Genomic DNA, 10,332 nt, shown 5'->3' on the forward strand with positions numbered 1-10,332 from the left:
GGGGAGGGTGGGGTGGGGTCAGGGGCGGGAGGGGACCTGCTGGACGACCTCGAACTCCAGGAGGGTGGCGCCGGAGGCGACCGGGGGACGCTTCTCGCCCGTCCCGGCGTGGGCGGCGCGCGACGGGCCGGCGGCCCACGCCTGGTACGCCTCTTCGGTCTCCCATCTCGTGTAGACGAAGTAGCGGTTCTCCCCGGCCACCGGGCGCAGCAACTCGAAGCCGAGGAAGCCGGGCGAGTTCTCCACCGCTCCGGCCCGGGCGGCGAACCGCTTCTCCAACTCCTCGCCCGCGCCGGGAGGGACGTCGATCGCGTTGATCTTCACGACTGCCATGACTCCACCCTAGCCACGACGCCGGGGCTCAGAACGACTCGACCGCCGGAACCAGGTCGGCGTCGACCACGATCGGCGCGTGGTCGGAGGGGCCCTTGCCCTTGCGCGCCTCCCGGTCCACGTACGCCGAGCGGACCGCCCGGGCGAACGGCGCCGAGGCGTACACGAGGTCGATCCGCATGCCCTTGTTCTGGTGGAACATCCCCGCCCGGTAGTCCCAGTAGGTGAACGGGTGCGGGCCCTTCATCGGCGTGGGCACCACGTCGGCGAGCCCGAGGTCGCGCAGCGCCGCGAGGGCCGCCCGCTCCGCCGGGGTGACGTGCGTGGAGTGGGTGAACACCGCCGGGTCCCAGACGTCGGCGTCGGTGGGCGCCACGTTGAAGTCACCGCACACCGCCAGCGGCAGGCCGCCGGTCAGCTCCGCCTCCACCGCGTCCCGCAACGCCGCGAACCAGGCCAGCTTGTACGCGTAGTGCGGGTCGTCGGGGGCGCGGCCGTTCGGCACGTACACCGACCAGACCCGGACCCCGTCGCAGGTCGCCGAGATGGCCCGGGCCTCCGGATCGGGGAAGCCCGGTTCCCCGGGGAAGCCCACCACCACGTCGGTCAGGCCGACCCGGGACAGGATGGCCACCCCGTTCCACCGGCCGTCGCTGTGGCTGGCCACCGTGTAGCCCAGCTCGCCCACCTCGGCCACCGGGAAGGCGCCGTCCGGGCACTTCGTCTCCTGGAGGCAGACGACGTCCGGCCCGGTGCCGGCCAGCCAGTCCAGCAGCCGGGGCAGGCGGGCCTTCACCGAGTTCACGTTCCAGGTCGCCAGGCGCATGTGACCAGCCTGCCCCATCCCGGGCCGGCCGGGCGAGCCGGCGCTCTCAGTTGCCCGGAGTGTCGCCCGGGCGGGTCTGCTCGGCCAGGAACCGCTCCAGTTCGGCGCCCAACTCGTCGGCGGTGGGCAGCGGCCCGGCCTCGGCGGCCAGCAGGTTCTTCTCGCCCCGGCCGCGCGCGAACGCGTCGTACTGCTCCTCCAGGGCCTGCACCAGCTGGGCGGCGTCGTCGGTCTGGGCGACCTGCCGGTCGATCTCCACGCGGACCACCTCGGCCGCCGAGCGCAGCCCGTCGCGGGGCAGCAGCAGCCCGGTGCTGCGGGACACGGAGGCGAGCAGCACCTCGGCGGCGGCCGGGTACTCCGTCTGCGCCACGTAGTGCGGCACGTGGGCGGCGAAGCCGAGGGCGTCGCGGCCCTGCTCGCCGAGGCGGTACTCCAGCAGGTGCCCGACGCTGCCCGGCACCTGCACCCGCTGCAACCACGGCTCGTAGCCGGCGATCAGCTCGCGGCGGGTGGCGTGCGCGGTCACCCCGGCGGGCCGGGTGTGCGGCACGGCCATCGGGATCGAGTTGAGCCCGACGGTGAGCCGGACGTCCAGCCGCGCGGAGATCCCCGCCACCGCGGCCACGAAGCGCTCCCACTGCAGGTCCGGCTCCGGGCCGGTGAGCAGCAGGAAGGGGGTCTCGTCGTCGTCGCGGAGCAGGTGCAGCTCCAGCGCCGGTGCGTCGTACGACTCCCAGTGGTCCTCGACGAAGGTCATCACCGGGCGGCGCGAGCGGTAGTCGAAGAGCTGGTCGACGTCGAACCGGGCGATGGGGCGGGCGTCCAGCGAGGTGAGCAGCTGCTCCCTGGCCAGGCGGGTGGCGCTGCCGGCGTCGACGAAGCCGGTGAGGGTCTGGATCAGGACCGGCTGACCGAGGTCGGGCAGATCGTCGGTGAGCTCGTAGAGCTCGTGTGGGTCGAGCACCGGTGCGGACCTCCCTGGTCGTGCGTACGGGTCGCCGTGCGGGACGGCACCCGGTTCGGGGAACGTACCCGCCATCCTCGTGCATTCCTCGCCGCGCCCCGCCGCGGGTCGTCACGTGACCGGTAATCGGGCGTATGCCCGCAAGCCCACCGGCGGGCAACGAAGGATGACCGTCAGGATGACCAGGCTATCGGTCGAACGGGGGAGTTTGGGGATCATGGGCCGGACGTCGGGGGTTTGTCCGCGTTCCGGCCGCACCGGGGCGGCCCGAGGCGAGCCGGAGGTCTGACCGGTGCGCGAGGTCCGTCCCCGGGGCTGCCCGGAGCGGCAGGGTCGTCCACCCGGCCCGGTTCATATCGTGAGGAAAGCCACGAGATCACCCCAGGTGATCGGCGTGCCGACCTGCCTAGCCTCGGCTGATGCGTGACGACCGCACCCTCGACGACCAGACCGCCCCCGGTGACCCGGTAGGCCGTTCGGACGATACCCCCTCGTCCGTTCGGTCAACCGCCCTGCGCGCCGCCGGGGCGTACGCCCACCTGCTGACGCGCGGTCCGGCCCGCGCCGAAGAAGACCACGCGCAAGCCGGTCGACCCCGCTCCGGTCGCCGGCCTCGACAACGCCCAGATGGAGAACGCCGAGGCGATCGTGCGGACCGGGCGCGAGATGGGGATGCCCCGGCGCGCGCTGGTGATCGCGGTCGCCACGGCGATGCAGGAGAGCAACCTCTACAACGTGGCCAGCGGGGTGCTCCCCGAGTCCCGCGAGTACCCGCACCAGGGCATCGGGTGGGACCACGACTCGGTCGGGCTGTTCCAGCAGCGCTCCAGCAGCGGCTGGGGCGAGGTCGGCGAGCTGATGGACCCGGAGTTCGCCACCCGGCAGTTCCTCTCCGCGCTGGCGCAGGTGCCCGGCTGGCAGCAGATGCGGCTCACCGAGGCGGCCCAGGCCGTGCAGATCTCCGCCTACCCGGAGCACTACGCCAAGCACGAGTGGCGCGCCACCAAGGTCGTCGCGGCGTGCCTGGAGGCCGGGCAGTAGGCTCTCATCGACCACAGTGGACGGTTGCGGTTCGGGCATCCGGGGTACATGTGTTGTCACTCCGAGGTACACATGGAGCAGGCACCACCGACTGGAGGACGACATGTCACTGATGCAGCGGATCAGCACCTTCCTGCGCTCGCCCAAGGGTCAGCAGATGGTCGACCGTGGCCGTCGCGAGCTGGCCAAGCCCGGCACCCAGCAGAAGCTGAGGGGTCTCGCGGCCAAGCTCCAGAACCGCCGCTGACCCGTCACCGACGACCTCTCCGACCCCCGGGAGACCCAGTGACCGATTCCGCGCCCGCCGACGACCAGCACGTCGCCGGAGGACCGCAGCCCCCGGCCGTGGCCCCGGCACCGCCGCCGGAGGCCACCGAGGCGCCGCCGCTGAAGCTCTGGGACCGGATGCGGGAGGACCCGCAGTACGCCCCGGAGCACCTCGCCCTGGAGGCCGTACGCCGGCTGGGGCCGGAGGCGGCGCAGTGGGCCGCGCGGGCCCGGGCCGAGCAGCCCGGGGTCTCCGCCGAGGCCCTGGCGGACCAGGCGGTACGCAAGTTCGTCAACCACGCCCGGCTCTCCGGGGCGGTCTCGGGCGCCGCCGGGCTGCCCGGTGCCGTGATCGACGTCGGCGTGCTGGCCTGGACCCAGGCCCGGATGGTGCTGCACGTCGCCGCCGCGTACGGCGTCGACCCGCTGCACGGCGACCGGGCCACCGACCTGCTGGTGCTGCAGAAGGTGCACAAGGTCGCCGAGAGCGCCCGGCTCGCGCTCGGGGTGGCCGCCGGCCGGGAGCGCGCCGGGGCCCTCTTCGGCGGCGGGGGGCAGAACCCGCTCGGCAAGGTGATGCTGCGCCTCGGCGTGCGACTGGCCCAGATGGCCGGGGTGCGGGCGGCGAAGCGCATCTTCGCCAAGGTGGTGCCCGGCGCGGCGATCGTCCTCGGCACCTGGGCCAACTCGTCGGCCACCAAGGATCTCGCCGGGCGCTCCCGCGCCCTGTACCGCCAGTACGGCGGACCGACCGTCCCCGAGCCTCGCCGGCCCCTGACCTAGGCCGGGCCTGCCGACGCCGCCGCCCGGCCCGTGAGGGCCGGTGCGCCCGGCCGGCGGGTCAGGACCCGAGGCCCGAGGCGCGCCACGCCACGTCGGCCAGGCGGTCCTGCCCCGCGGCGTTGGGGTGGAACCAGTCCAGCGGGTTAACCAGCGTCAGGTCGAACCGCACCCGGTGCACCGCCCCGCCGTCGTGGCGGCAGCGCGAGCCGTACGCCCGGCAGGCCGCGGCGAGCTGGGCGTTGTAGTCGGCGATCCGCTCCCGGACGGTTGCCCGGCGGGCCCGGTCGAGCGGATCCGTCGAGGTGGGGTTGGCCAGCAGCGCCGGGCAGACGCCCCGCTTCCAGGCCCGTACCGCCCGCGCGTCGGTGTGCCCGACCTCCCAGAGCCGGTGCAGGTTCGGGACGCTCACCACCAGCACCCGCGCCTTCGGCCGGCCCTGCCGCAGCACCCGCAGGCCGCGGTCGACCTCGGCGCGGAACTGCTTCACCGGGGTCATCGCCTCGACGCCGCCCCGGCACACGTCGTTGGCGCCGATCAGCACGGTGACGTGGTCGACGCGGTCGCGTACCGCCCGCTGGGCCTGCCCTTCCAGCGCCGCCGCGCGGGCCCCGGGGCTGGCGTGGTTGTGCGCCCGGCCCCGGATCGCCGGGTTCCGGTCGAGTAGCCGCCGGTAGACGCTGTCCACGCGCAGCCCGTCTCCCGTGGACCAGGAGTTCCGCTGGCAGGAGACGAGCACCAGGCAGGAGCCGAAGCCGGCGGTGATCGAGTCGCCGAGGGCGGCGATGCCGCCGGGTGCGCCGGCGGACGGCGTCTCCCGTGGCGGCCGGGTGCCCGGCTCCCCGCCGCCCCCCTCACAGGCGAGCGCGACCAGCGCCAGCAGGCAGGCGGCCACGGTGACCCAGCGTCGAGGCATACCATCCCCAGTCCCGCAGCGGAGAGCGACAGCGCGGTAACTCTAAGCGCGGTCGTGGCGGGGCGACCCGCCGCTGTCGACTATGTGGCAGAGGCCTGTTCCGCCGCGCCTCACACGCTGGCCGCCCTAGCACGCGGGCGCGCGCTGGCCGTGCAGCCACCAGTGCAGGGTCCGGGTGATCCGGGGCAGCACCAGGTAGGTCATCAGCGGAGTCAGCGTGAGGGTCATCATCAGCACCCGGGCGGCCAGCGGCACGTCGGGGAGGTACCGGCTGGTGAGCAGCGTCGCGGTCAGGCTGAGCGGGAAGAACGCCAGCCAGATGGTCACCGCCTGCTTCCAGCGCGGTGGGGACGGCGGCGGCGCCGTCGGCTCGGCGCCGACCGGCACGGTCTCCGCCACGTGCTCCCGCTGCGGGTCGAACCAGCCCTCGACGCCGGTCCGCCGCTCGACCCGGGTGTGCTCGACGATGCCCTGCGCGGAGGAGAGCCACCAGTGCCGCTGCGGGGACTCCTCCCAGCGGCGCAGCGTCTCCGGGTCGGCGAAGCGGTAGATGACGTGCCACTCGCCGGAGCCGGGCGCGCTGCGTACCCAGCCGGACCCGAGGAACCCCGGGAACGCCTCGGCCAGCGCGGTGCCGGCCCGCATCCAGGCCACCATCTCGCTGGTCCGGGCGGGGTCGGTGCGCCGGGCGACGGCGACGGTCACCGGCAGCGCGTGGGTCATCGTCATACCGGCCATCCTCTCCGGCGCGAGCCCGTTCGACAGGCTCACGGGCCGCCGGTGTAACGCACCCCACCGGTGGGGTGACGCGGCCCACCGGCAGGGCGAACCCCCGCCGCCGGGGCGACGCGGCCGGGCGGTCGGGGTGACGCGGCCGGACCGGCGGGGTGCCGCGCCAGGGTGACGCGGCCGGGCGGTCGGGGCGACGCGGCCCGCCGGCCCCTGGCGCCGGAACTTGTCGGAGGTCGGTGGTCAACTGGGCCAATGAGTGCAGACGACATCCTCGTGCTCGGCGCCACCGGCTCGACCGGCCGGCGGGTGGCGCAGCGGCTGTCGGACGCGGGCCTGCCGGTCCGGGCCGCGTCGCGCCGTGGCGCCGTCCGCTTCGACTGGGCCGCGCCGGCGACCTGGGAGCCGGCCGTGGCCGGCGCGTCCCGCCTCTACCTGATGGCCCCGCACGACGTGCCGGTGGATCCGGCGTTCGTCCGGCTGGCCGTCGAGCATGGCGTGCGGCGCGTCGTGCTGCTGTCCAGCCGGGCGATCGAGGCGATGCGTGACGAGCGGCTGCTGGCCGCCGAGAAGCTGGTGCGCGACTGCGGCGTCGAGTGGACGATCCTGCGGCCGGACTGGTTCAACCAGAACTTCGACGAGGGCTTCTTCCGCGACGCCGTGCTCGCCGGCACCGTGGCCGTGCCCGTGGGAGACGCCCGCCAGGGCTTCGTCGACGCCGACGACATCGCGGCGGTGGCCGTGGCGGCGCTCACCGGCGAGGGCCACCACGGCCGGGTCCACGAGATCACCGGCCCCCGCGCGCTCTCCTTCGGCGAGGCGGCCGACATCATCGCCCGGTCCGCCGGGCGCCCGGTCCGCCATCTCGGCGCCGCCGAGGACTACCGGGCCGCGATGACCCCGCTGGGCCTGCCGCCCGCGCAGATCGAGGCGGAGATCGCCGCCTTCGCCGCGCTGCGGGAGCTCGGCGACGCCGAGCCGACCGACACCGTCCGGCGAGTCACGGGGCGGGCGCCGAAGGACTTCACGGCGTACGCCGCCGAGGCGGCCGCCCGGGGCGTCTGGCGCACCGACGGGGGTCCCGGGTGAGCCGACCGGCCGCGGCGGGTTAAGCGGAGCGATCGGGGGTAGCTCCGTGCAATGACGAGATCGCAGCCCCGGCGCGCCCGTGGCACGGTCGGCCACGCCTACAGCGCGCTCAACCTGCGGCTCCTGCTCGCCGGGTTCGGGCTGGTGACCATGACCGTCTTCGCGGTGCTGGCGTTCAACGCCGACCTGGTGTGGCTGGGGGTCCTCTGCGTGGTCTTCGCGGTGGTGGCCGTGGTCGATCTGATCATCATCCAGCGCCGCCGTGCCGCCCGCCGCCGGGAGGAGCCGGGCGCCCGCCACTCACTCTTCGAGTGACAGGAGTACGAGATGCCCATCGCGACCACCAACCCCGCCACCGGACAGACGCTCAAGACCTACGACCCGATGTCGGCGGAGCAGATCGACGCCGCGATCGAGCGGGCCGACCTGGCGTACCGACAGCTGCGCGGCACCACAGTGGAGCAGCGTGGGCGCTGGCTGGACGCGGCGGCCGACCTGCTGGAGGCCGAGCGCGACGAGATCGCCCGGCTGATGACCACCGAGATGGGCAAGACGTACGCGTCGGCCAAGGCCGAGGTCACCAAGTGCGCCAGCGCCTGCCGCTTCTACGCGGCGAAGGCGGCCGACTTCCTCGCCGACGAGCCCGCCGACGCGGGGGCGGTCAAGGCCACCCGGGCCTTCGTCCGCTACCAGCCGATCGGGCCGGTGCTCGCGGTGATGCCCTGGAACTTCCCGCTGTGGCAGGTGCTGCGCTTCGCCGCGCCGGCCCTGATGGCCGGCAACACCGGCCTGCTCAAGCACGCCTCCAACGTGCCGCAGACCGCGCTGCTGCTGGAGGACCTGTTCCGCCGCGCCGGTTTCCCGGAGGGGGCATTCACCACCCTGCTGGTCGGCTCGGCCGAGGTCGACCGGGTGCTCAGCGACCCCCGGGTGCGCGCGGCGACGCTGACGGGCAGCGAGGGCGCGGGGCGGTCGATCGCCCAGATCGCCGGCCGGGAGCTGAAGAAGACCGTGCTGGAGCTCGGCGGCAGCGACCCGTTCGTGGTGATGCCCTCGGCGGACCTGGACCGGGCCGCCGAGGTCGCGACCACCGCCCGCTGCCAGAACAACGGCCAGTCCTGCATCGCCGCCAAGCGGTTCATCGTGCACGCCGACGTCTTCGACGCCTTCGCCGAGAGGTTCGCCGCGAACATGTCGGCCCTGCGGGTCGGCGACCCGATGGACCCCGACACCGACGTCGGCCCGCTGGCCAGCGAGGGCGGGCGCGACGAGATCCACGCGCAGGTGCGGGACGCGGTCGACAAGGGCGCCACCGTGCTCTGCGGCGGCGAGCCGCCCGCCGGCCCCGGCTGGTTCTACCCGCCGACCGTGGTCACCGACCTGGGGCCGGAGATGCGGATGTGGTCCGAGGAGGTCTTCGGGCCCGTCGCGGGCCTCTACCGGGTGTCGTCGTACGACGAGGCGATCGAGGTGGCCAACGGCACCTCCTTCGGCCTGGGCGCCAACGCCTGGACCCGCGATCCGCAGGAGCAGGAACGCTTCGCCACCGACCTCGACGCCGGGAACGTCTTCGTCAACGGGATGACCACCTCCTACCCGGAACTGCCCTTCGGCGGGGTGAAGAACTCCGGCTACGGCCGCGAGCTCTCCGCGCTCGGCATGCGGGAGTTCTGCAACACCAAGACCGTCTGGGTGGGCGAGGGGGCCGCCTCGACCGGCGCCGGCGCGCACGCGGAATAGCCAGCGTCCGGGTTCGTCGGCGTAGCCGGACGCCGTCATGGGTACGAAGTGACGCCATGACGGTGTTCGGCTTCCACGCGTCCCACGAACAGATCCATCCCCGCGCCCTGCTGGAGGCGGTGATCCACGCCGAGCGGGCCGGTTTCGACGCCGCCATGTCCTCGGACCACTTCGCGCCCTGGAGCGAGCGGCAGGGCCAGTCCGGCTTCGCCTGGTCCTGGCTGGGGGCCGCGCTCCAGGCCACCGACCTGCCGTTCGGGGTGGTCAACGCCCCCGGGCAGCGCTACCACCCGGCGATCATCGCCCAGGCGATCGGCACCCTCGGTGCGATGTACCCGGGCCGGTTCTGGGCCGCCCTCGGCACCGGCGAGGCGAGCAACGAGCACATCACCGGCGATCCCTGGCCGCGCAAGGACCTCCGCAACGCCCGGCTGCGCGAGTGCGTGGACGTGATCCGTGCGCTGCTGGCCGGCGAGGAGGTCAGCCACGACGGCCTGGTGCGGGTGGACCGGGCGAAGCTGTGGACCCGCCCGGAGCAGCCGCCGGCGCTGATCGGGGCGGCGGTCAGCGTGGCCACCGCCCGCTGGTGCGCCGAGTGGGCGGACGGGCTCATCACCGTGAACGCCCCGACCGCGCACCTGCGGCAGATGATCGACGCGTACCGGGACGCCGGCGGGCGCGGGCCGCTGCACCTGCAGGTGCACGTGAGCTGGGCGCCGGAGCAGGCCGAGGCCGAGCGGCTCGCGTACGACCAGTGGCGCAGCAACGTCTTCGCCCCGCCGGTCTGCTGGGATCTGGAGACCCCGGAGCACTTCGACGTGGTCTCGCAGGACGTGCCGATGGAGAAGGTCACCTCGACCGTGAACGTCTCCGCCGACCTCGGCCGGCACGTCGGCTGGCTGGAGGAGTACCTGGAGCTCGGCTTCGACCAGGTCGCCCTGCACCACGTCGGGCAGGAGCAGCGGGACTTCATCGACGCGTTCGGCGCCGAGGTGCTGCCGAAGCTGCGCAGCGCCGGCTGAGCGGCGGCGGTGCGGGTCAGGACAGGTGCCGGCGCGGGGTTGAGCGGCCCGGGTCAGGACAGGCGGCGGACGAGCACCTGCCCGGGCCACGGGTCGCGGCCCGGGCGCTCGACCGTGAACGGGTCGGTGGCGGTGAAGCCCTGCCGCTCGTACCACCGGACCAGCGCGCCGTCGCCGCCCGCGTAGCAGTCCACCCGGAGCAGGCCGAGCCCGCGCTCCCGGGCCAGCTGCGCGGCGTGCGCCAGCAGCCGGCCGCCGATGTCTGATCCGGCGTGTGCCCGGTCGGTGACCAGGAGGTTCACGTACAGCTTGGGCTCGGTGGCGGGCGGCACGTACTCCGTGGCCGCCCCCACCACCAGCGCGCCGACCGGCCGCTCGGCGAGCGTCGCCAGCCACAGCCCGCCGCCGGTCGCCCAGGCCTCGGCCTGCGCGATCCGCCGCGGGTCGGTCGAGGCCGGTCCGGTGCCCCACTGGCCGGCGCGACCCCGCGCCACCAGCCAGGCGGTGGCGTCGTCGAGCAGCCGCAGTACGGCGGGCGCGTCTGTGGGGCCACCGGGACGCAGGTTCGGGCTCGGCTGGTCGGTCATGACGCCATGCTGCTACAGCCGTCCCCGCCCCGCCC

Annotated in this window: 12 protein-coding genes and 1 pseudogene; 7 read left to right on the forward strand and 6 right to left on the reverse strand. The window is 74.3% G+C overall.

The genetic code is table 11. The annotated features are described in order from the left end of the window. Positions 1-18 precede the first annotated feature (18 nt). The 3 genes from ACSNN9_RS25930 to ACSNN9_RS25940 are packed head-to-tail and all read right to left on the reverse strand — an operon-like array spanning position 19 to position 2,126. Positions 19-333 carry an antibiotic biosynthesis monooxygenase family protein gene (locus ACSNN9_RS25930; protein WP_436675816.1) on the reverse strand — a complete coding sequence of 105 codons (315 nt, stop codon included), beginning with the start codon at positions 331-333 and terminating at the stop codon, positions 19-21. Positions 334-361: 28 nt separating this feature from the next. Next, positions 362-1,159: an exodeoxyribonuclease III gene (locus tag ACSNN9_RS25935; protein WP_436675818.1), complete on the reverse strand. Its 798-nt coding sequence runs from the start codon at positions 1,157-1,159 to the stop codon at positions 362-364. 46 nt (positions 1,160-1,205) lie between these two features. Beyond that, positions 1,206-2,126 (reverse strand): proteasome assembly chaperone family protein, encoded by a 921-nt coding sequence (locus ACSNN9_RS25940; RefSeq protein ID WP_436675820.1) that lies wholly within the window; start codon positions 2,124-2,126, stop codon positions 1,206-1,208. 558 nt (positions 2,127-2,684) lie between these two features. Here ACSNN9_RS25940 and ACSNN9_RS25945 point away from each other — a divergent pair. From ACSNN9_RS25945 to ACSNN9_RS25955, 3 genes and pseudogenes are all read left to right on the forward strand, one after another. Beyond that, a pseudogene (locus ACSNN9_RS25945) lies at positions 2,685-3,167 on the forward strand (peptidase M23); the annotation flags it as partial. Between the two features lie 103 nt (positions 3,168-3,270). Next, positions 3,271-3,414: a hypothetical protein gene (locus ACSNN9_RS25950; RefSeq protein ID WP_165947802.1), complete on the forward strand. Its 144-nt coding sequence runs from the start codon at positions 3,271-3,273 to the stop codon at positions 3,412-3,414. Between the two features lie 38 nt (positions 3,415-3,452). Beyond that, entirely contained in the window at positions 3,453-4,217 is a 765-nt protein-coding gene (locus ACSNN9_RS25955) for a hypothetical protein (protein WP_436675821.1), read from the forward strand. Positions 4,218-4,275: 58 nt separating this feature from the next. On the opposite strand, the gene ACSNN9_RS25960 is transcribed toward ACSNN9_RS25955, so the two are convergent. Then, positions 4,276-5,130: a GDSL-type esterase/lipase family protein gene (locus ACSNN9_RS25960; RefSeq protein WP_436675822.1), complete on the reverse strand. Its 855-nt coding sequence runs from the start codon at positions 5,128-5,130 to the stop codon at positions 4,276-4,278. A 126-nt stretch (positions 5,131-5,256) separates the two neighbouring features. After that, entirely contained in the window at positions 5,257-5,859 is a 603-nt protein-coding gene (locus ACSNN9_RS25965) for an antibiotic biosynthesis monooxygenase (protein ID WP_436675824.1), read from the reverse strand. A gap of 255 nt (positions 5,860-6,114) precedes the next feature. On the opposite strand from ACSNN9_RS25965, the gene ACSNN9_RS25970 reads away from it, so the two are divergent. The 4 genes from ACSNN9_RS25970 to ACSNN9_RS25985 are packed head-to-tail and all read left to right on the forward strand — an operon-like array spanning position 6,115 to position 9,710. Continuing rightward, positions 6,115-6,948 carry an NAD(P)H-binding protein gene (locus tag ACSNN9_RS25970; protein ID WP_436675825.1) on the forward strand — a complete coding sequence of 278 codons (834 nt, stop codon included), beginning with the start codon at positions 6,115-6,117 and terminating at the stop codon, positions 6,946-6,948. A 51-nt stretch (positions 6,949-6,999) separates the two neighbouring features. Next, positions 7,000-7,263: a DUF6343 family protein gene (locus ACSNN9_RS25975; protein WP_358089718.1), complete on the forward strand. Its 264-nt coding sequence runs from the start codon at positions 7,000-7,002 to the stop codon at positions 7,261-7,263. A 12-nt stretch (positions 7,264-7,275) separates the two neighbouring features. Beyond that, complete coding sequence (locus tag ACSNN9_RS25980; RefSeq protein WP_436675826.1) at positions 7,276-8,688, forward strand: NADP-dependent succinic semialdehyde dehydrogenase; 1,413 nt, start codon at positions 7,276-7,278, stop codon at positions 8,686-8,688. A 56-nt stretch (positions 8,689-8,744) separates the two neighbouring features. After that, positions 8,745-9,710, forward strand: coding sequence for a TIGR03885 family FMN-dependent LLM class oxidoreductase (locus tag ACSNN9_RS25985; RefSeq protein ID WP_436675828.1), 966 nt, complete (start codon positions 8,745-8,747; stop codon positions 9,708-9,710). A 53-nt stretch (positions 9,711-9,763) separates the two neighbouring features. Here the strand turns inward: ACSNN9_RS25985 and ACSNN9_RS25990 are convergent, their stop codons facing one another. After that, the gene (locus ACSNN9_RS25990) at positions 9,764-10,297 is read right to left on the reverse strand and encodes a GNAT family N-acetyltransferase (RefSeq protein ID WP_436675829.1); all 534 of its coding nucleotides are present in this window, start codon (positions 10,295-10,297) and stop codon (positions 9,764-9,766) included. Positions 10,298-10,332: the final 35 nt, after the last annotated feature.

Origin of the sequence: Micromonospora sp. URMC 107 (assembly GCF_051386315.1) — a bacterium.
Taxonomy (GTDB): domain Bacteria; phylum Actinomycetota; class Actinomycetes; order Mycobacteriales; family Micromonosporaceae; genus Micromonospora.

What these genes read in the sequence shown, in the direction of transcription:
- ACSNN9_RS25990 (WP_436675829.1), bottom strand. Translation starts at nt 10,297, where the DNA reads ATGACCGACCAGCCGAGCCCGAACCTGCGTCCCGGTGGCCCCACAGAC.
- ACSNN9_RS25930 (WP_436675816.1), bottom strand. Translation starts at nt 333, where the DNA reads ATGGCAGTCGTGAAGATCAACGCGATCGACGTCCCTCCCGGCGCGGGC.
- ACSNN9_RS25935 (WP_436675818.1), bottom strand. Translation starts at nt 1,159, where the DNA reads ATGCGCCTGGCGACCTGGAACGTGAACTCGGTGAAGGCCCGCCTGCCC.
- ACSNN9_RS25975 (WP_358089718.1), top strand. Translation starts at nt 7,000, where the DNA reads ATGACGAGATCGCAGCCCCGGCGCGCCCGTGGCACGGTCGGCCACGCC.
- ACSNN9_RS25985 (WP_436675828.1), top strand. Translation starts at nt 8,745, where the DNA reads ATGACGGTGTTCGGCTTCCACGCGTCCCACGAACAGATCCATCCCCGC.
- ACSNN9_RS25980 (WP_436675826.1), top strand. Translation starts at nt 7,276, where the DNA reads ATGCCCATCGCGACCACCAACCCCGCCACCGGACAGACGCTCAAGACC.
- ACSNN9_RS25950 (WP_165947802.1), top strand. Translation starts at nt 3,271, where the DNA reads ATGTCACTGATGCAGCGGATCAGCACCTTCCTGCGCTCGCCCAAGGGT.
- ACSNN9_RS25970 (WP_436675825.1), top strand. Translation starts at nt 6,115, where the DNA reads ATGAGTGCAGACGACATCCTCGTGCTCGGCGCCACCGGCTCGACCGGC.
- ACSNN9_RS25965 (WP_436675824.1), bottom strand. Translation starts at nt 5,859, where the DNA reads ATGACGATGACCCACGCGCTGCCGGTGACCGTCGCCGTCGCCCGGCGC.
- ACSNN9_RS25960 (WP_436675822.1), bottom strand. Translation starts at nt 5,130, where the DNA reads ATGCCTCGACGCTGGGTCACCGTGGCCGCCTGCCTGCTGGCGCTGGTC.